The sequence below is a fragment of the Soonwooa sp. genome, assembly GCF_030151385.1.
Lineage (GTDB): Bacteria > Bacteroidota > Bacteroidia > Flavobacteriales > Weeksellaceae > Soonwooa.
In genome coordinates this window covers 1-20,357 of sequence record NZ_JASLDS010000070.1, presented here as the reverse complement: position 1 = coordinate 20,357, position 20,357 = coordinate 1, and the positions used below count along the sequence as shown (strand labels likewise).

The following is a 20,357-nucleotide window of genomic DNA, read 5'->3' as shown; positions in this document are numbered from 1 at the left end:
TTTACGATTAAATTATTTACGGTTTTAGAATTCTGATTTACGATTTAATCTCAAATCCCTAAATCAACAATCGTAAATCACGAAGTGAAATTCTTCCTTCATAAATTGCTTTTCCTAGGATTGCGCCTTCACAACCGAGTTCTTTTAATTGGATTAAATCATCAATTGAAGACACGCCGCCAGAAGCAATTAGTTTAACTTCAGTATTTTCTAAAATCTCAGTATACAAATCATTCGAAGCGCCTTGTAACATCCCATCTTTTGCGATGTCCGTACAAATCACATATTCGATTCCTTTTTGTTCATAGTTTTGAATAAACTTAACAACGTCCAACTCAGAAGTCTCTAGCCAGCCATGTGTCGCAACTTTTCGGTCTTTTGCATCCGCGCCCAAAATAATTCTTTCACTTCCATATTTAAGAATCCATTCTTCAAATAAAGCTGGATTTTGCACAGCAATACTGCCGCCTGTAATTTGGTTTGCTCCACACTCGAACGCAATTCTAATGTCAGCGTCAGACTTTATACCTCCTCCAAAATCCACTTTGAGATTGGTTTTAGAAGTAATTTGTTCTAAAGTTTTGTAATTGATAATCTGTTTGGACTTTGCACCATCCAAGTCAACCAAATGCAAATATTCAATTCCGAAATCCTCAAACTCTTTTGCAACTTCTAAAGGATTTTCGTTGTATATTTTTTTAGTATTGTAATCGCCTTGTGAAAGCCTAACACACTTTCCGTCGATAACGTCTATTGCAGGGAAAATTCTCATATTTTTATTTTTGATTTACGATTTTAGAATTTAGATTAGCGATGTTAGAATTACGATTTACAACCTAATCATACTTCGTAAATAGTTAAATTTCTAAAAAGTTTTTCAAGATTTGTTCTCCTATTTCAGCCGATTTTTCGGGGTGAAATTGAGTTGCATAAAAATTATCTTTATTAAGTGCAGCGGAAAATTCTAAAATATAATTCGTCTTAGCAATCGTGAAATTGGACAATTCACAATAATAACTGTGGACATAATAGACATCGGAATTTCTATTAATGTTATCAAATAATTTTGCAGGAAGATTATAGATCATATTTTGAAAATCATAAATCGTATTCCAACCCATGTGCGGAACAATATCTTTGACAGGAAATTTCTTAACCTGAATCGGAAAAATCCCTAAACAATCAACATTTCCTTCTTCCGAAAACTCGCACATCAATTGCTGACCAAGACAAATTCCCAAAGTAGGCTGTTTTAGGTTTTTAATAATGTTATCTAAACCTTTTTGTTTAAGATACTTCATCGACGAACTTGCTTCACCAACACCCGGAAAAATAACCTTTTCAGCATTTTTTATTATACCGAAATCGTCTGTGATAACGGCTTCATAACCCAAACGCGCCACTGCGTTAAAAACCGATTTTGCATTTCCAGCGTTGTATTTTATTATTGCAATCATTATTTTTTGATTTACGATTTTTGATTTACGATGTTAGAATTACTATATACGATTTACGAATTAAGAAATCGTAAATCCTAAATCATCATTCGTAAATTACAAAAGTCCCTTTGTTGATGGTAAAATCATTTTTTCTGAATCTCGTTTTACAGCCATTTTAATGGCTTTTGCAAAAGCTTTAAAAATCGCTTCTATTTTGTGGTGCTCATTTGCTCCTTCCGCTTTGATGTTGAGATTGGCTTTTGCGCCATCGCTAAAGGATTTAAAAAAGTGATAAAACATTTCCGTTGGCATTTGTCCAATCATTTCGCGTTTAAAATCCGCTTCCCAAACCAACCAATTTCGACCACCAAAATCAATTGCAACTTGCGCAAGACAATCGTCCATTGGCAACGTAAAACCGTAACGCTCAATTCCCAACTTATCTCCTAAAGCCTTGGTAAAGACTTCTCCCAAAGCAATCGCTGTATCTTCAATCGTATGATGTTCGTCAACTTGCAAATCGCCATCAACTTTTATTTTCAAATCCATTTGGCCATGACGTGAAATTTGGTCAAGCATGTGATCAAAAAAATAAAGTCCAGTCGAAATTTCGGATTTACCAGTTCCATCAAGATTTAATTCAATTTTTATTTTTGTTTCGTTGGTATTTCTTTCGATGGATGCAAAACGATTTTTAAGTTTTAAAAACTCATAAATAGCTTTCCAAGACGCTGTTTTCAACGCGATAACTTCGTCAAGATTTTCATTTTGCTTAATTTCATTTGCGCCCAGCGTTTCATCATTTGCGATAAAAATCGCTTTTGAACCAAGATTCTGTGCCAATTTAACATCGGTAATTCGGTCACCAATTACATAAGAATTCGCTAAATCATAATCTGGATTATTAATATATTTCGTCAACAGACCAGTTGCTGGTTTGCGTGTTGGTGCATTTTCATGCGCAAAAGTTCTATCAATATATATAGTATCAAATTTCACATCTTCATTTTCAAAAGCTTTAATAACGAAATTTTGAATCGGCCAAAATTTTTCCTCTGGATGCGATTCGGTTCCCAAACCATCTTGGTTGGTCACCATTACCAATTCGAAATCCAATTCTTTAGCGATTCGTCCGAGATAAGTAAAAACTTCTGGATAAAATTCTAACTTTTCGAAACTGTCAACTTGGTAATCTTCGGGTTCCAAAATCAAGGTTCCGTCGCGATCTATGAACAATATTTTTTTCATTTTTTTTATGTATGATTTGCAATTTTTGAATTATGAATGATGGAAAAAGTCAATCCTAATTCTAAAATCTTATTTTAACAATTGTATCAGTTCTTGATTTTCTTCGGCACTTCCGACATTAATTCTTAAAGCATTCGGAATCGCTGGAAAACGTTTGCTACACAATATTTTTGCTTGAATTAAATCTTCGTAAAAAGCTTCACAGTTTTCAACTTCCACCAAGAAAAAGTTAGCATCAGAATCATAAACTTTTTTAATACTTGAAGAGTTTTCAAAAGCTTGTTTTAAAATATTTTTCTGAACTAAAACTTCTTGTAAACGACTTTCGTATTCTTCAACTTTTTCCAATTCTTGAAGTGCAGTTCTCATGTTGACCTCACTAATATTGTAAGGCGCTTTTGTTTTGTTAATTAGAGAAATAATAAACTCCGACGACAACGCCATTCCAATTCTTAAACCAGCTAAAGCACGGGCTTTTGAGAGCGTTTGTAAAACAATCAGATTCTCAAATTCATTTAACTTATCCAAAATCGATTGTTGGTTTGAAAATTCTATGTAGGCTTCATCAACAACGACAATTCCGTCAAAATTCTTAACATAAAATTCCAAATCGTCAATAGAATTCCCTGTTGGATTGTTGGGCGAACATAAAAACAAAATTTTCGCTTTTGTATCTTTAGTTTTATTTAAAAAATCCTCTTTTTTCAATTGAAAACCAGAATCTAAATCAAGTGTGACAATCTTGTTTTCATTAATTGTTGCATAAAAACTATACATTGCAAAAGATGGATTCATCACAACGATTGCATCTTTTTTAGGCTCGCAAAATATTTTAATAATCAAATCAATCAACTCATCGCTTCCGTTTCCCAAAGCAATTTGCGAACTTGGGATATTTTTGATTTCGGATAGTTTTTGTTTTAGTTTTTTCTGAGTCGAATCTGGGTAACGATTGTAAGTCCCGAACGGATTTTCGTTGGCATCTAAAAGCGTGTAATCGCCGTCTGACAAAGTATCTCTAAAGCTAATATAAGGTTGAAGTGCAAGAATATTTGGTCGAACAAATTTTTGTATCGGATTTTCCATTTTTTAAAAGTTTATTTGTTTTGATTAATTTGATTTAATCGAAGTGTTACCGCATTTTTGTGTGCAAAAAGACCTTCTGCTTCCGCCATAACTTCGATGGTTTTTCCAAGGTTTTGAATACCTTGTTTTGTAATATTTTGAAAAGTAATTTTCTTTAAAAAAGAATCTAAAGAAACGCCAGAATAGCTTCTAGCAAACGAATTGGTTGGCAAGGTATGATTGGTTCCAGAAGCATAATCACCAGCACTTTCGCAAGAATAATTCCCAAGAAAAACAGAACCAGCATTAACAATTTTAGAAGTCCAATTCGCTGGATTGTCAACAGCTAAAATCAAATGCTCGGGCGCATAAAAATTAGAAATTTCAAAAGCTTCGGATAAAGTTTTAACCAAAATAAATTGACTATTTTCAATAGCTTTTTCTGCCAAATCTTTACGAGGTAAATTCTGCAATTGTAATTTTAACTCGTTTAAAGTATCTTCAAAAACCCGTTCGTTATCAGAAATAAAAACAACTTGGCTATCAGCGCCGTGTTCTGCTTGAGATAATAAATCTGCCGCACAAAACTCAGGAATCGCTTGTTCATCTGCAATTACCAAAACTTCGCTAGGACCAGCAGGCATGTCGATAGCAATACCAAATTCGGTCGCCATTTCTTTCGCAGTTGTTACAAACTGATTTCCGGGACCAAAAATTTTATAAACTTGAGGAATTGTTTCTGTCCCAAAAGTCATCGCAGCAATCGCTTGCGAACCACCAACTTTAAAAATTTCAGTAACACCACAAAGTTCCGCCACGTACAAAATCGCAGGATTAATTTCGCCTTTCTCGTCCGGCGGCGAACACAAAATAATCTCTTTACAACCTGCTAATTTTGCAGGAATTGCTAACATAAGAACGGTCGAAAACAAAGGCGCCGTTCCGCTAGGAATATAGATTCCAACCTTCTCGATGCCGCGAGATTCTCGCCAACAAGTCACACCAGAAGTTGTTTCGATTTTATTAATGGATTCTTTTTGCGACGCATGAAAAATTTCGATATTCGATTTCGCTTGCTGAATCGCTTTTTTCAAATCTTCGGAAATTAAACTTTTCGCCGTTTCAATTTCTTTTCTTGCAACTTTAAAATCTGCAATATCAACGTTATCAAATTTTTTAGAAAAAAATTTCAAAGCTTCGTCTCCATTTGTAGAAACATTGTCAAAAACTTCCGCAATTAGGGATTTTAAGTTTTGTTTTTCCAGCGTTGGTCTTTGCACAAGATTCTTCCAATCGCTTTTCTGAAGATATTTAGTAATTATCATAATCGAAATTTTAAATCACCATTTTATCAATCGGGATAATCAAAATATCCTGCGCACCAGCTTGCTTCAACTCGTCAATAACTTCCCAAAAACGACTTTCGTCAATAACAGAATGTATGCTACTCCAACCTTCCTCTGCTAAAGGAATAACGGTCGGACTTTTAAGAACGGGCAAGATTTTAGAAACCGATTCAATCTTAGAATTCGGGACATTTAGCAAAATATACTTTGAATTTTTAGCTTTCTGAACGGCTTGGATTCGAAATAACAATTTCCCTAAAATCGCTTCTTTTTCTTCTGAAAGATTTTGATTTTTTGCCAAAACCGCTTCGGATTTTAGAATCACTTTTGTCTCGCGAAGTCCGTTTTTAAACAAAGTTGAACCTGAACTTACGATATCACAAATGCCTTCCGCAAGACCAATATTTGGCGCAATCTCCACCGAACCAGAAATGACGTGAATATCGGCCTTAATATTATTCTCGTCTAGAAATCGACGCAGGGTATTCGGGTAAGAAGTTGCAATCTTTTTAGCATTAAAATAAGATAAATCGTCTGTATCAATATCTTTGGGAACTGCCATTGATACACGACACTTCGAAAATCCTAAATGCTCAACAACATCAATATTTTTTGAAGTTTCGATTAAAAGATTTTCGCCAACAATTGCAACGTCCACAACACCATCTTCGACATATTGCGGAATATCGGAGTTACGCAGATAAAAAATCTCAAGCGGAAAATTATCGACAGAAACCTTCAGTTGGTCTTTTCCGTCATTGTAAGAAATGCCGCAGTCGCGCAAAAGCTTGATGGAATCTTCGTAAAGTCGTCCGCTTTTTTGAATGGCAATTTTTAGTTTACTCATTTTTTTATTGAATTAAAGCCTGAGTAAATCGCGGATTCTGCCGATTAAAAATAAAAAATCCCGTTCGATTTACTCAAACGGGATTTTGATATTTTCTGTCAACTACATATCATTATCAGCTCGCCTGAGTGCAAGTATGATGATAATAATGATGTAATTGATTGTTATACATTTTTGTTATTTTGATGAAGCAAATTTATAAATAATTTTTAACAAGCAAAATATTTTTCTAAAAATTTAAAACAAACAAGATAATATTTCTGAAATCTAAAAATATCCTATAAAGACTATTGCTTAATAAATTTAGTCGTTACTTCTGTATTTTTAGTTTTAATCTTAATTAAATACAAACCAGATTTCCAAGCTTTAACATCAATAGGAGCAAAAGAATTTGATTGATAAATTAAAATTCCGCTGCCATCGAAAATCGAAATCTGCTCTACATCTTTTACTCCTTTAATATTTATAAAATCGGAACTTGGATTTGGATAAACTTGAAACACATTTTTATCAATTTCAGCAGTTGCTAGATTATCAAGATTTTGGATTTTAACATTATCCACTTTGAAACCCGATTTATAATTATCGAACTCAAAATCAAACTCTTTAATGGAATTAATTTCAGAATTAAAAGTCGAGGTTGTAAGTTTAACATTATCAAGATAATACTCGATTTTTTTTGTGTTAAAATCGATGTTAACTTTTAAGTTGTACCATTTTTTAGCCTGCCAAGTTTTGATAACGCTTGTCGTATCATCGCCAACTTCTAAGCTTGCATTATAACTATAGTAGAAACCTCCAATACGCTCGTAGTCATCAACATCCATGCTGTAAAGCGTCAACATATCGTAATCCGCAGAGGTTAACTTATCTAGATAAATGTCTGCCGAAATTGACATTCTTCTATAAGCTGGTGCATTGTAGAAAATGCCTCCCCAATTCTCTTCTTGCGCCTCATCTGCCGTAACTTCAACCGAGTTTGCGCCGTCCGCTGCTATCGTGTTAACGACCTGAGAATGCGTCTCGTCCACATACCCCCAATTGCTCCATCCTTTTTGTCCATTAAAGTTTCCGAGAGTAAAACCTTCCGAAGTTTCAAAAGAGATTTTGGTTTCTTGTGCCGAAATACTTTGGCTAAACAACAATATCGAAAGTGTAGAAATAAATAGTTTTTTATTCATATTAATAGTTAAAGGGCTGCAAAAATAAATAAAGTTATCAAACAGAGTCAAAAATTTTAATATTATTACATAAGTCATATTTCTAATTATTAATAATAAATTAAAATGCGTAATTTTGTGCTTTCTTAAAAAATTATGGAAAGTATAAAAGTTCACGACAAATCCTTTGTCCCTTATCTAAAGCACGAAGAAATCTTAACAATCGTCGATAGAATGGCGAAAGAAGTCTATGAAGAATACAAAGACGAACGTCCAGTTTTCATCGGGGTTTTAAGTGGTGTTATTCAGTTTTTCTCTGATTTTATCAAAGCTTATCCTGGCGAGTGCGAACTTGGTTTTATCAAAATGAGTTCTTATGTTGGGACAGAATCTTCGGGGATTGTCTTCAAAGAGATGGAGCTAACAAAAGACATCAAGGACCGTCACATTATTTTGATGGAAGACATTGTGGATACAGGTAATACAATTGAAAATCTTTTCACTTATTTTAAAGAAACACAACGTCCAAAATCGATTAAAGTAGCATCTTTGTTACTAAAACCGGATGTTTACAAAAAAGAATTCAAGATCGATTATGTTGGGAAAGAAATCCCTAACAAATTTGTTTTAGGCTACGGATTGGATTATGATGAGTTGGGAAGAAACCTAAAAGACCTTTATCAATTAGAAGACGGAAGTATCAACCACTAAATTTCTATACGGTCTCGCATCGTATTCCAAATAAATCTAAATAAAAAATGATTAACTTAGTATTATTCGGTCCTCCGGGAAGCGGAAAAGGAACGCAAGCGCAACATTTGATTGAAAAATTTAATCTTAAACAAGTTTCGACTGGCGACCTTTTCAGATTCAATATCAAAAATGAAACAGAACTAGGAAAACTTGCGAAATCTTACATCGACAAAGGCGAGTTAGTACCAGACCAAGTGACCATTGATATGTTGGTGGACGAACTAAGAAAACCGACAACTGCCGCAGGTTTTATTTTTGATGGTTTCCCAAGAACTGCAAAACAAACCGAAGCTTTGGAACAAATTGTAAAAGACGAACTAAAATCTGACATCACGATTTGTCTAGCCTTGGTAGTTGAGGACGAAACGCTTGTACAACGACTTTTGAAAAGAGGCGAAACAAGTGGAAGAACTGACGATAGCAACGAAGAAATCATCCGTAACCGCATCAAAGAATATTATGCAAAAACGGCAGAAGTTGCAGAACTATACAAACAACAAGGCAAATATGTAGAGGTTAATGGTATTGGAGAAATATCAGACATCGCAGAAAAACTTTTTGCTGAAGTTGAAAAAATTACAAAGTAATTTTTTTTAGTTATGAGTTATAAATTATGAGTTAGGTTTGTACTTAATTCTAAATTTGTAACTCATAATTTATCATATATAATTAAAAAAGAAAACAAATGTCCAATTTTGTAGATTACGTTAAAATTCATTGTACATCAGGTCACGGAGGCGCAGGTTCAGCCCATCTTCGTCGCGAAAAATACATTCCCAAAGGTGGTCCTGACGGTGGCGATGGTGGTCGTGGTGGCGACATCATCATGAAAGGTAACGGTCACGAATGGACGCTTCTTCCGCTTCGTTACACACGTCACGTGAAAGCTGGTCGTGGTGAAAACGGTGCTAAAAATCAGTTAACTGGTGCAGCTGGTGAGGACATCTACATCAATGTGCCCATCGGCACCATTGCAAAAAATGAAGATGGCGAAATCCTTGGCGAAATCCTAGAAGATGGTCAAGAAATCATCATCATGAAAGGTGGTAAAGGTGGACTTGGTAACGAGCACTTCAAATCATCTACCAATCAAACACCGAGATATGCACAACCTGGTATGGAAGGCGAAGAAGGTTTTGTTGTTTTCGAACTAAAAATTCTTGCTGATGTTGGACTTGTTGGTTTTCCAAATGCTGGTAAGTCGACCTTGTTGGCTTCAGTTTCTGCGGCAAAACCAAAGATTGCTAACTACGCGTTTACTACGCTTACGCCTAACTTAGGAATTGTGGATTACAGAAATTACAAATCCTTTGTAATGGCAGATATTCCTGGGATTATCGAAGGTGCTGCGGAAGGAAAAGGTCTTGGTCATCGCTTCTTACGTCACATCGAGCGTAACTCTATCCTACTTTTTTTAATCCCTGCAGATTCGGAAAATCATTATAAAGAATTTGAGATTTTAGAAAATGAATTAAAAAAATACAATCCAGAACTTTTGGATAAAGATTATATTATTTCGGTTTCTAAGGCGGACTTGTTGGATGACGAATTAAAAGCAGAAATATCTTCTGAATTCCCGGAAGGCAAAAAACCAATTTTCTTCTCAGGTGTTACTGGCGAAGGATTGATGGAGCTAAAAGACGCCATCTGGAAAAAACTACACGGATAACAATCACATCACAATAAACTATGAAAAAACTACTATCAATTCTTGCTTTAGGATTTTTAGCAACCTCCTATGCGCAAACAACTTTCGGCGTAAAAGCAGGTTACAACTTATCAACGATTAATCTTCTCGATGAGAATATTGACAGCAAATCTTACTTCTATGTTGGAGGTGTTGCTGAACACAAAATTAACGACAAATTTTCTGTACAAGGTGAGCTTTTGTACACCGAACTTGGCGGAAAATTCAGTTATGACGTAACGAGTATGGTCGGAAACGAAATTATCAACATGGGCGTTCAAAAAGCAAACGTACATTTACCACAATTGCAAATTCCGATTTCAGCGAAGTATTATATCGCAGAGCCTTTTTCGGTTTCAGCGGGACTTAATTTCGGTATTAACTTGAATCCAAATGTTAAATATTCATTCCATGACGGATTTTATCAAGATGGAAAAATTGATAACATTAGCACATTAAATATTTTTCCTTTTTTAAGTACAGAATATAAGCTACCAAATAATTTGTTTTTTGATGCCCGATATAATTTTAACTTTTTTAAAATTAATAAAGAAGGCGCCGATATAAAAGCTAGCTTTTTCCAAGTTGGTTTAGGTTACCGATTCAAATAATATTATTGGAACGAAAATTGAAAGCTTTTCAGAAAATAAAAATTATGAAATACTTATTAAGTCTTTTTGCATTTGTTGTTTTAATGTCTTGTCAAGCACAGAAAAACCAATCCAAATATTCGACGATAGAATTCGAAACAACACCATGTTATGGTTTTTGCTCCGTTTTCAAAATGACAATTAATGCAGATAGAACCGCAGTTTTCGAAGCAGAACGTTTTAATTTTGGAGAAAATTTTTCAAAAGATGATTTTTCGAAACCAAGAGAAGGGACTTTTAAAACGACAATAAAAGCGGAGGATTACAAAAAGTTAACAGCGCTGCTAAACAAACTAAATCCCAAAAGTCTCAACAATAAATATGGAGACCGCAATATCACAGATATGGCAACAAGTTTTCTTCGCATCAAATACAAAGATGGAACATCTAAAAACATCGAAGATTACGGCGGCAATGGAAGCAAAAACCTAAGAGAAGTTTACGATTTTATCCGTGAACTGCGCAAAAATCAAGATTGGAAAAAAGTAGAATAAGTCTTTATTTTATTTAACCTAACTTTGCAACATAAAATTCCTTCATCGCGAAGGAATTTCTTTTTTAAAATAAATATATTCATTTGAATTTTACAGACCTTAATTTAATAGAACCTATTACAAAAGCTGTCCAAACTTTAGGATACGAAAAGCCAACGCCCATACAGGAAAAAGCTATTCCAACCATTCTTAAAGGACAAGACTTTTTAGGTTGTGCCCAAACAGGAACAGGAAAAACCGCAGCTTTTGCGATTCCGATTTTACAAAATTTAATGTCTAGGTATTCGCCTAGCAACAAAAAGATAAAAGCTTTAATCCTTACGCCAACGCGTGAACTCGCTATACAAATTGAAGAAAACTTCAAAGATTATGGCAAAGCGCTTCCACTAAAATCTTTGGTGATTTTCGGAGGTGTTAAACAAGGTGCACAAGAAGCAAGTCTTAGAAAAGGGGTTGACATCCTTATTGCAACACCAGGACGATTGCTAGATTTCATCAACCAAAGAATTATCAGTCTCAAAGATTTAGAGATTTTTGTTTTGGATGAAGCCGACAGAATGTTGGATATGGGATTTGTTCACGATGTTAAAAAAGTCATCAAACTTATTCCTCAAAAAAGACAAACGCTTTTCTTCTCAGCGACGATGCCTAAAGAGATTAGCGCACTTGCCAACAGCATTCTGCACAATCCTGTAAAGGTCGAAGTGACACCAGTGTCGTCAACGGCTGACACTATCCAACAAAGTGCTTATCTTGTTGAAAAGGATGATAAACTTGATTTGTTAATACACATTCTTCAAGATAAAAAGATTGACCAACTTTTGGTTTTTGCAAGAACTAAACATGGCGCAGACAAAATTGCACGTAAGTTGCAATCTTCAAAAATCTCTGCTGAAGCCATCCACGGTAACAAGTCACAAAACCAAAGACAAAATGCGCTTAACAATTTTAAATCGAAAAAAACACGTGTTCTTGTTGCGACAGACATTGCAGCACGTGGTATTGATATCGACGAATTAAAATATGTTTTGAACTTCGAATTATCCGACGTTGCCGAAACTTACGTCCACAGAATTGGTCGTACTGGTCGTGCGGGCAACGAAGGAACCTCTTTTTCTTTTGTTGATGGATTGGATCTTGTCAACCTAAGAAACACCGAAAAATTGATTGGTAAAAAAATTCCGGTTGAGAAGAATCATCCTTTCCACACCGATAATTTGGTTGAGCAAAAACGTGATAGCAACAACAAGCCAATGGCTGCTAGACCACCAAGACCTGCTGCTAACAAACAATCCAAATCTGAACAACGCAGCGGATTATCTTACAAAAAGCCAAATAACAAGAGTAATTTTACTAGAAAGAAGTAAGCTACAAAAAAGGAAGCAAAATTTGCTTCCTTTTTTATATTTCTAAACCCAAATCCAATTTATTTTTTACCGGATTTGCGTACATTCCTAAATAGTGGTTCAGGAAAGATTCTTGATTTTTATCAATATTAAGTTCTAAACGGCGCACGAAAAAATCACGTTCACTCTCCGAATAGCGACCACTAAAACGATTACCTTTTGTAAGAACATCATAAGCAATAAAATTGGTCGGGAACAAGTGATAATTTCCAATTATTTGCTTGTCAACTGCCTTTGCAAGATTTTGAATTTCTTGGTTTGCGTTTTCGGATTCTGCTTTAATTCGAGAATAGTCAGTTTCCATCGTTTTCCCAAAATGAATATGAATATGTTTCTTCTGTCCTAACACACCCGCCATCACATTATTAAAATCCTCATTTTTATCTTTCGGAATATCTTTGGATTGATGCGCTTTAACCGTTTTCAGCTTGTCAGTTGGATCAAATTCATAGGAAATACTTACAGGCAAAAGATTAAGCTTTTCGAAATAATCGCAAACATCATTTTTGCCATTTGCCATTGCCAACATCTTCAGAACACCTGGATGCGTATTATCATTTCCGTCTTTGGTGCGGCCTTCGCGTTGGGCAATCCAAACATTTTGATGACTTTCCAAAACCAAATACTTAATGTATTCTGACAACATTTGACTGCTCTTAAGAAGTTCTCTTGGCGACACATCTCGACTCACCAAAAAGTTACGATTCAGCCTTGCTAAAACCATGAAAATATCGCGTTGCACCAAGTTATCGCCAATCGCCGAAGCGGTTAATTGAAAGTCATTTTCCAACAACGCCAAATTAAGCAAACTCGTATCCAATACAATATCACGGTGATTGGATATAAAAAGATAAGTTTTAGATTTATCAAGATTTTCTAAACCTGAAACCTTTAATCCCTCCGAGGATTGCGATAATATATTCTGAATACAAAAACGAATGACTTTTGACTGAAAATCTTCTATACTGTTAATTGATTTTAGAACCGAAGAAATTTCTTCCTCAGATTTTTGAGGAAATGTGAAACGCAACAAAGCTTGCATCATCGGATGTTTTTGCATCGAGAGCAAGGCGCTTTGCACTTCTTCAGGATTATAAAATCTTATATTTTCAAATATGCTTTGCATTAATCTTTTTTTAGATTGAACATTCTAAGCGCGTTTTCTGTTGTTTTTTGATTAATCTCATCAAATGAAACGCCATATACATCCACCAACTTCCCAGCAACCAAGGCTACATATGCACTTTCGTTTCGTTTTCCACGAAATGGTACAGGTGCAAGATAAGGTGAATCTGTTTCCAAAACGATTTTGTCCAACGGAATTTCGTTAAGGAATTGGTCAATTTTTCCATTTTTAAAAGTAACAACACCACCAATACCAAGGATAAATCCTAAATCTATAGCACGTTTTGCATGCTCCAAATCGCCTGAAAAACAATGGAAAATCCCTCGAAGTTTGGGATGCTTTTTCCGGTCTAGAACTTCAAAAGTTTCGTCAAAGCTTTCGCGTGTATGGATCACAATTGGCCAATCTTTTTCTATTGCCCAGTCGATTTGTTGTTCAAATGCCTTTATTTGAATATCCAAAGTGGACTTATCCCAATAAAGATCAATTCCGATTTCTCCAATGGCAACAAAATCTCTTTGATCGATATAGTTTTTTACGATTTCGAGTTCTTTTTCCAAAGATTCTGGTTGTACAGAACAAGGATGAAGTCCCATCATCGCATACATTTGCTCAGGATAGTCAGCTTCTAACCGCAACATTTTTTCGTGCGTTTCGGAGTCGATAGCAGGCAACAAAAATTGCTCAACACCTTTGTCCACGGCACGATCAATCATCGCGGCTCTATCTTCATCGAATTGTTCTGAATATAAATGTGTATGTGTATCAATCATTTTTTTGTTGTTGGTTGGCGGTTGTTAGTTTTTAGTTGCTTAGCGAAAACAATTCGTAATTCCTAATTCGTAATTCGTAAATCAATAGCGGGAGCACTTCGACAAGCTCAGTACAGGCTCCGGCGGAAATAGCTGCCCTAAAAATCTAAATCCGAGAAAATCGAATGTTTAACTTTTTGACGCTGATCTTGGATTTTCTGTTTTAAAGTTTCTAAAAACTTTTGATGTTTTGGACTTTCCTCATCCGAAGATTTGTGTTGAAGCGCGGACTGAATTTTGTTATTTTCGTTGATGAAAAGCTTTGTTTCATCGGCAAAAAAAGCTTGTCCAAATTTCTCCCAAACATATTGAACCGCCTGCGAATTTGGGTGCAACATATCGTCTTTGTAAAAACGATAATCGCGCAAATCGTCCATCAAAATTTCATAAATCGGCAAATAATGACAGTTGTTATAATTGGGCACAACCTCGTGGATTGCTGTCATCAATTTTGCTTTGCTCAAGCTGTTTTCGGTCATTCCGTCTTTGGTGTGACGAACGGGTGACAAGCTGAACAAAACCTGAACATCATCTGGGCAAATATCCTTGATGCATTCTATAGTTTCGGCAATATTTTGACACAATTCTTCGTGTTTCAAAAATCTTTTATTAAAGAATTTTTGTGGGATTTTGTGACAATTGGCTGCGATTTTATTTTTTGGCAAAAACTCGTAAATATAGGACGTTCCATAAGTGATAACAACCCATTTTGTCGTTTGCAAAAAGTCATTAGCCGTCTGCAATTTCGTGTTGATCTGCTCCAAAGTTTTGTGCGAAAAACGAGAGTCAAACGACGAATGATGATCCAAGCTAATAAACAAATCATTAGCCAGAATAAGGTCTGCCTCGGTATAATCTTTCCCTGCGTAAATCTTCTGAAATGCACGGTTAATCGCAAACGGATTGAACAAAGTCCCAAACGGATTGTGGAAAGTTTTGAGCTGTCCATCTGCCAATTTGGTACTAATCTCCGAGGCAAAACACGAACCTATCGAAAAGATAGAATCTTCGATTTGGATTTTTTCTTCAACGGCATTGATGTCAACTTCTGTTCTGAAAATCATGAATTTAATAAAAATTAAAATTTATTTTTCTAAATAGTAAATGAATTAATGAAACCTCGATTTAATTTAAGTTTTTGATCTTACTATATTCATTAAAAAGTAAATCAACCATTTTCTGATTCTTTTCACTTTTAAATAAATACTGCTCGTACACAGCTATTGAAAACAGTAAGGGAACTTCACCCAAACTATATTCTTTACTTAATATTTTATCTTTCCAATTTCCACCAAAACTTTGAATAAAGCCTTTTTGAATATTGTAAGCCATTTCGTGACCTAAAAATTTAGGAAGAGCATTAATACCAACAGCATCCTCTAGTAGAAGCCTTATTTGTTTATCTTTCTTTGGATAAAAATCTAAAAAATATAGAACTAAAACATTAACCAATACTAATAATCCCACTTTCACTTTGAAAGTATTATGATTACTATAATAGCCTGCATTACTTCCAAACATAAAACACAATATAATAATCGATATCATTATCATATAGATTTTAACGACCTGTCTCCAATACAAATCAACTTCAAAACTTTTCTTCTTATCAAGAAAGTAAAAGCTTTGTATTGGTATTAGAGGGATACCAACGATAATAAATCTAGTTCCTAGACCTTGTCCGTTAAGACTTCTATATTTTTTAATAATATAATGTCCTAAAATCATGATTTATTTTTCTCTTCTTAATAGATATTCTGCAAGTTCCAAAAGCGGTTTTTTATTCTCCACAGGAACGTCAATTTTAGCCAAATATTCTAAAGCGATTTCGCTGTGTTGATGTACCAAACGAAGCACTTTTTCTTCAACCTTCGTCATACGAAAAATCTTTTCGACACCATAGATTTTATCAACATTGTCGGTCTTTTTACTGTACCAATAATCCAACTCTTTACGCTCATCATCATTAGCATTTTCCAAAGCCGTTAGATAAAGAATTGTTTTTTTGTTTTCGTAGATATCGCCAGCATGTTTTTTTCCAACCGCAGCTTGGTCGCCATAGACATCCAAATAGTCGTCCATAATTTGGAATGCGATTCCTAAATGTTTACCAAAATTATAAAGCAAATCTGACTCTTCATCACTTGCTCCTGCAATCAGCGCACCAATCTGTAAAGATGCTGCACTAAGAGATCCCGTTTTGTAAGTAATCATTTTAATATAATCATCATGGCTAACATCGTTCATGCTTTCGAAGTTAACATCCAACTGCTGACCTTCGCAAACGACAATTCCAGTATCTGTAAATATCTTCAAACACTTTTTGAAAAGTATAGGCTCCAAATCTAGAAAATACTGATAAGCCTTGAACAGCAAATTATCTCCCGAAAGAATACCAATGTTAAGTCCATACAAAGTATGAATCGTTGGTTTGTTACGACGAAGCGGCGCCTCGTCCATAATATCGTCATGAATTAGTGTAAAGTTGTGGAAATACTCAATCGCCAAAGCAGGCTTCAAAGCATTTTCTAAATTACCACCGAATAATTCGCAAGCCATCAACACCATAATTGGTCGCATTCTTTTGCCACCGTGCGCCATAATGTAGTTCATTGGTGCATATAGTTCTGCTGGATCTTCTTTAAATTGGTGTTTTTCAACTGCTTCAGAAACAATATTCTGATATTTATCTAAAAAATTCATAGACCGAAATAATTTTACACAAAAATACAATTTTAAAACGGTTTAAGTAAATCTTCTACAGCTCTAAAAGCCTATAAAACAAAAAACTTTGTCGACTTACGAAGACAAAGTTTATATTTTAATTTAAAGTTTTCTAAAACTTAGAAAGCCATTACAATAAGATATGTAATTCCAGCAACAATAGCACTAATAGGAATTGTTAACACCCAAGCCCACAATAGACTTACTGTAACACCCCATCTTACTGCAGAAACTCTTTTGGTCAAACCTACACCAATGATAGATCCTGTTACAGTATGAGTTGTAGAAACTGGAATACCAAAGTGATCTGTAATGAATAATGTAATCGCACCTGCCGTCTCAGCAGCTACACCTTCCAAAGGCGTCACTTTTGTAATTCTGGTACCCATTGTTTTGATAATCTTCCAACCACCGCTCATTGTTCCCAATGCGATTGCGATGAAAGACACCAAAGGCACCCAAATATAATGCTGTGTAAAGAAGTCAAATCTTACAGCAGGTTTCATCAATGCGTATTGATCTCCCAACATATTAACATGGTAATAGATAACGGCTGCACCAATAATACCCATAACTTTTTGAGCATCGTTAAGCCCGTGACCTAAACTAAATAATGCCGAAGACACCAACTGCATTTTTTTGAATTGCCTTTCTGCCTTGTGTGGATTCGATCTTTTATAAAGCTGAATAATAATCAACGTGATAATAATCGAAATCACCATACCAATTAATGGCGCCATAAAGATGAACAAGAAAATTGGAATAACGACTTTAAACTTAACAACATCTTGTGTAAAGAGTTGCTTGAAAGCTTCTAATAAATTATGAAAAAATCCTGCATCTGGATGAGCAGTACTAAGCGCTTGATAATCTAAACACAAAGCATGCATCAAAGCAGCTCCGATGAAACCTCCAATCAAGGTATGTGACGATGATGACGGAATACCAAACCACCACGTCAGCAAGTTCCATGCAATCGCTGCAATAAGACCCGCAAAGATTACTTCTAGGTTAATATAACTTTCGTTGACGGTTTTGGCAATCGTGTTACCAATTTTGAACTCGCCGATAACATAAGCTGCGATAAAGAAAGCTGCAAAGTTCCAAAGTGCAGCCCATAAAACTGCTTGGAAAGGTGTTAAAACCTTAGTTGACACAATTGTCGCAATAGAGTTTGCGGCATCGTGAAAACCATTGATATAGTCAAATATTAACGCTAACGCAATAATGACAATTAGTAAAACTGGAAAATCCATTCGTAATTATTTGGTTAATGAATAGACTTAAGCGTATTTAATAACAATACTTTCCATGATGTTAGCAACATCTTCAGCTTTGTCCGTTACTATTTCAAGATAATCAAGAATAGATTTTTGTTTGATGATAAGTATCGCATCATTAGTCTCGAAAAGCTTAACAGTTGCTTGACTTAATACATCGTCAGCAATATTTTCGTAAGAGTTAATCTTAATACAAGATTCTTTAACCTCGTTAGGGTTTTTGAAATCTTTAAGATTCTCGATAGCTCTTCTCAACTCAACACAAGATTTGTGAATCAATAATGAAAACTCAGAATATACTTTATTTTCAGGCGTTTTGTAAAGGTAGATGTACTTTGCAGAAGCATAGATATAATCTGCGATATCGTCTAGTCCAGCAGCTAATTGACTGATGTCTTCTCTGTCAAATGGTGTGATAAAGTTTTCACCCAATTGTACAAAAACTTCATGTGTCAAATCATCCATCTTGTGCTCATAGTCACTCATTTGGTTAAGCATTGACTCATCATTGACATCAAACTCCAACAATCCTTCATGAAAAGTCTTTGACATATCCACCAATGTGTCTGTCACCTTCTCGAACAAATCAAAAAAAATCTTGTCTTTCGGCTGGAATGCTCTGAAAATATTCCCAATTCCCATTTTATATTATTTTATATTTTGAATCCACAAATATCCAAAATAAGCATAACCTCAATAATAAGCCAATGTTAATAAATCATTAACAAATAAAAAAACCTACATCGCTGGATGTAGGTCTTTACTAGTATTTTACGAGGATTAGTTAGCGACTTCCGCACGCATATCTTTTCCTTTAAATTTCTGAGTTTCAAGCCCTCTAAGAACTTCATCTTTGAAAGATTTTTCGATTTCGAAGAATGAGAATTTCTCAAGAATCTCGATATCGCCAATATCTGCACGTTTTTTAGACTTCGAAGTTGCTTTGTTAAGAATCTCCAACATGTCCATTTTCTTCAATTGGTCTCTTTTTCCTAAGTTAAAGAAAAATCTCACCATGTTTTCAGAATTACGTCTAGACTTACGGTCTCTTCCACCATCACGTCCACCTTCTCTTCTTTCACGAGGTTCGCCTCTTCTCTCACGCTCTCTTCCTCTCTCGCGACGACTTCCTCTGTCATCTCCTCCATTGAATTTAGCTTCCACCAAGTCATTTCTGTCTTTGTAGTAAGTTCCTAATTCTTTCAATTGGAATTGAAGTAACTTGTGCACCAACTCTTCTTTTGAAAATTGAGACAAATCAGGAATCAATGCATCATCAAATGTAAATACATCTTCTGCACCTTCTTCGCTTAACAATTTTTCGAAAACACCATTAACTTGTGCTTTCATAATATCGTCACCTGTTGGGATTTTCCCTTCATTGATTTCGATTTTTGTAGAAGCTTTAATTTGTTTAAGCTTTCTACTTTCTTCAGGTTTAATCAAAGCTAAAGAAATACCATCTTTCCCAGCACGTCCTGTACGACCACTTCTGTGTACAAATACTTCTGGATCATCTGGTAATGAGAAATGGATAACATGCGTTAAAGAGTCAACATCCAAACCTCTTGCTGCAACGTCTGTTGCCACAAGAATATCGATATTTTTCAAACGGAATTTCTTCATAACTGTATCACGTTGCGCTTGTGATAAGTCACCATGAAGAGCATCTGCTGCGTAACCATTTTGCATCAAGAAGTCTGCAACCTCTTGTGTTTCCATTCTTGTACGGCAGAAAATAATCGAATATTGGTTAGGGTTAGCATCAATCATACGCTTTAGCGCTTCTTTCTTTTGACGGTAACCTACTACAAAATATTCGTGTTTGATGTTCTTTTTAACTTCGTTAATAGAACCTACCGAAATACGATGTGGATTCGTTAAATAGTTTTTAGAAATTCTTTCAACTTCTTTGTTCATCGTAGCAGAGAACAAGAAAGTTTGTTTTGTTTCTGGTGTTTCGCTGATAATTGTTTCCAAATCATCTTTAAAACCCATAGACAACATTTCGTCAGCCTCATCCAACACCAACCAATGGATGCTAGAGAAGTCTAAAGCTTTTCTGTTAATAAGGTCGATAACACGTCCTGGAGTTCCCACAATAATTTGTGGTTTATCTCTTAAAGAACGGATTTGCTCCATAATACTACTACCACCATATACCGCAGTTGTTTTGATATTTGGTAAATACTTGGTGTAGTTTTTTATGTCTTTCGTAATTTGAAGACATAATTCTCGCGTCGGACAAAGCACCAAAAATTGGATTTTGCGACTCGTTTCGTCAATCATATCCAAAATCGGAAGCGAAAACGCTGCTGTT

General features: G+C 35.1%; 21 protein-coding genes. 6 read left to right on the top strand and 15 right to left on the bottom strand.

Going from position 1 to position 20,357, the window contains the following annotated elements; all coding sequences use genetic code 11:
• Positions 1 to 58: 58 nt before the first annotated feature.
• The 7 genes from hisA to Q1V95_RS13130 form a co-directional block, all read right to left on the bottom strand.
• A complete protein-coding gene (hisA, locus tag Q1V95_RS13160) occupies positions 59 to 772 on the bottom strand; it encodes a 1-(5-phosphoribosyl)-5-[(5-phosphoribosylamino)methylideneamino]imidazole-4-carboxamide isomerase (RefSeq protein ID WP_300674831.1) in 714 nt (237 codons plus the stop codon).
• A gap of 85 nt (positions 773 to 857) precedes the next feature.
• Positions 858 to 1,457 (bottom strand): imidazole glycerol phosphate synthase subunit HisH, encoded by a 600-nt coding sequence (gene hisH / locus Q1V95_RS13155; RefSeq protein ID WP_300674828.1) that lies wholly within the window; start codon positions 1,455 to 1,457, stop codon positions 858 to 860.
• Between the two features lie 96 nt (positions 1,458 to 1,553).
• Positions 1,554 to 2,687 carry a bifunctional histidinol-phosphatase/imidazoleglycerol-phosphate dehydratase HisB gene (gene hisB, locus Q1V95_RS13150; protein ID WP_300674825.1) on the bottom strand — a complete coding sequence of 378 codons (1,134 nt, stop codon included), beginning with the start codon at positions 2,685 to 2,687 and terminating at the stop codon, positions 1,554 to 1,556.
• A gap of 69 nt (positions 2,688 to 2,756) precedes the next feature.
• Complete coding sequence (gene hisC, locus Q1V95_RS13145) at positions 2,757 to 3,773, bottom strand: histidinol-phosphate transaminase (RefSeq protein WP_300674822.1); 1,017 nt, start codon at positions 3,771 to 3,773, stop codon at positions 2,757 to 2,759.
• A gap of 11 nt (positions 3,774 to 3,784) precedes the next feature.
• Positions 3,785 to 5,077, bottom strand: a complete 1,293-nt coding sequence (gene hisD, locus Q1V95_RS13140) for a histidinol dehydrogenase (RefSeq protein ID WP_300674819.1) — start codon at positions 5,075 to 5,077, stop codon at positions 3,785 to 3,787.
• A 10-nt stretch (positions 5,078 to 5,087) separates the two neighbouring features.
• A complete protein-coding gene (hisG, locus tag Q1V95_RS13135; protein ID WP_300674816.1) occupies positions 5,088 to 5,945 on the bottom strand; it encodes an ATP phosphoribosyltransferase in 858 nt (285 codons plus the stop codon).
• 287 nt (positions 5,946 to 6,232) lie between these two features.
• Positions 6,233 to 7,126, bottom strand: coding sequence for a T9SS type A sorting domain-containing protein (locus tag Q1V95_RS13130; RefSeq protein ID WP_300674814.1), 894 nt, complete (start codon positions 7,124 to 7,126; stop codon positions 6,233 to 6,235).
• A 135-nt stretch (positions 7,127 to 7,261) separates the two neighbouring features.
• Between Q1V95_RS13130 and Q1V95_RS13125 the strand changes: the two genes are divergently transcribed.
• From Q1V95_RS13125 to Q1V95_RS13100, 6 genes are all read left to right on the top strand, one after another.
• Complete coding sequence (locus Q1V95_RS13125; protein WP_079666245.1) at positions 7,262 to 7,816, top strand: phosphoribosyltransferase family protein; 555 nt, start codon at positions 7,262 to 7,264, stop codon at positions 7,814 to 7,816.
• Positions 7,817 to 7,863: 47 nt separating this feature from the next.
• Complete coding sequence (locus tag Q1V95_RS13120; RefSeq protein ID WP_300674808.1) at positions 7,864 to 8,445, top strand: adenylate kinase; 582 nt, start codon at positions 7,864 to 7,866, stop codon at positions 8,443 to 8,445.
• Positions 8,446 to 8,543: 98 nt separating this feature from the next.
• Complete coding sequence (gene obgE, locus Q1V95_RS13115; RefSeq protein WP_300674805.1) at positions 8,544 to 9,527, top strand: GTPase ObgE; 984 nt, start codon at positions 8,544 to 8,546, stop codon at positions 9,525 to 9,527.
• 20 nt (positions 9,528 to 9,547) lie between these two features.
• Positions 9,548 to 10,156 carry a porin family protein gene (locus tag Q1V95_RS13110; protein WP_300674802.1) on the top strand — a complete coding sequence of 203 codons (609 nt, stop codon included), beginning with the start codon at positions 9,548 to 9,550 and terminating at the stop codon, positions 10,154 to 10,156.
• A gap of 44 nt (positions 10,157 to 10,200) precedes the next feature.
• Positions 10,201 to 10,689 (top strand): DUF6438 domain-containing protein, encoded by a 489-nt coding sequence (locus Q1V95_RS13105; RefSeq protein WP_300674799.1) that lies wholly within the window; start codon positions 10,201 to 10,203, stop codon positions 10,687 to 10,689.
• Positions 10,690 to 10,772: 83 nt separating this feature from the next.
• Positions 10,773 to 12,056, top strand: coding sequence for a DEAD/DEAH box helicase (locus tag Q1V95_RS13100; RefSeq protein WP_300674796.1), 1,284 nt, complete (start codon positions 10,773 to 10,775; stop codon positions 12,054 to 12,056).
• A gap of 34 nt (positions 12,057 to 12,090) precedes the next feature.
• On the opposite strand, the gene Q1V95_RS13095 is transcribed toward Q1V95_RS13100, so the two are convergent.
• The 8 genes from Q1V95_RS13095 to Q1V95_RS13060 form a co-directional block, all read right to left on the bottom strand.
• Positions 12,091 to 13,221: a 1-acyl-sn-glycerol-3-phosphate acyltransferase gene (locus Q1V95_RS13095; protein ID WP_300674793.1), complete on the bottom strand. Its 1,131-nt coding sequence runs from the start codon at positions 13,219 to 13,221 to the stop codon at positions 12,091 to 12,093.
• On the bottom strand, positions 13,221 to 13,994 hold the full coding sequence (locus Q1V95_RS13090) for a TatD family hydrolase (protein WP_300674790.1): 774 nt from the start codon (positions 13,992 to 13,994) through the stop codon (positions 13,221 to 13,223). The genes Q1V95_RS13095 and Q1V95_RS13090 overlap by 1 nt, the downstream gene beginning before the upstream one ends.
• Positions 13,995 to 14,131: 137 nt before the next feature.
• Entirely contained in the window at positions 14,132 to 15,097 is a 966-nt protein-coding gene (locus Q1V95_RS13085) for a GSCFA domain-containing protein (protein ID WP_300674788.1), read from the bottom strand.
• A 61-nt stretch (positions 15,098 to 15,158) separates the two neighbouring features.
• Positions 15,159 to 15,761 (bottom strand): hypothetical protein, encoded by a 603-nt coding sequence (locus tag Q1V95_RS13080; protein WP_300674785.1) that lies wholly within the window; start codon positions 15,759 to 15,761, stop codon positions 15,159 to 15,161.
• 3 nt (positions 15,762 to 15,764) lie between these two features.
• Positions 15,765 to 16,736 carry a polyprenyl synthetase family protein gene (locus Q1V95_RS13075; protein ID WP_300674783.1) on the bottom strand — a complete coding sequence of 324 codons (972 nt, stop codon included), beginning with the start codon at positions 16,734 to 16,736 and terminating at the stop codon, positions 15,765 to 15,767.
• 140 nt (positions 16,737 to 16,876) lie between these two features.
• Positions 16,877 to 18,013, bottom strand: coding sequence for an inorganic phosphate transporter (locus Q1V95_RS13070; protein ID WP_300674780.1), 1,137 nt, complete (start codon positions 18,011 to 18,013; stop codon positions 16,877 to 16,879).
• Between the two features lie 27 nt (positions 18,014 to 18,040).
• Positions 18,041 to 18,679 (bottom strand): DUF47 family protein, encoded by a 639-nt coding sequence (locus tag Q1V95_RS13065; protein WP_300674778.1) that lies wholly within the window; start codon positions 18,677 to 18,679, stop codon positions 18,041 to 18,043.
• Between the two features lie 138 nt (positions 18,680 to 18,817).
• Positions 18,818 to 20,357 (bottom strand): DEAD/DEAH box helicase (locus Q1V95_RS13060; RefSeq protein ID WP_300674775.1); only part of this gene is annotated, 1,540 nt, incomplete at its 5' end.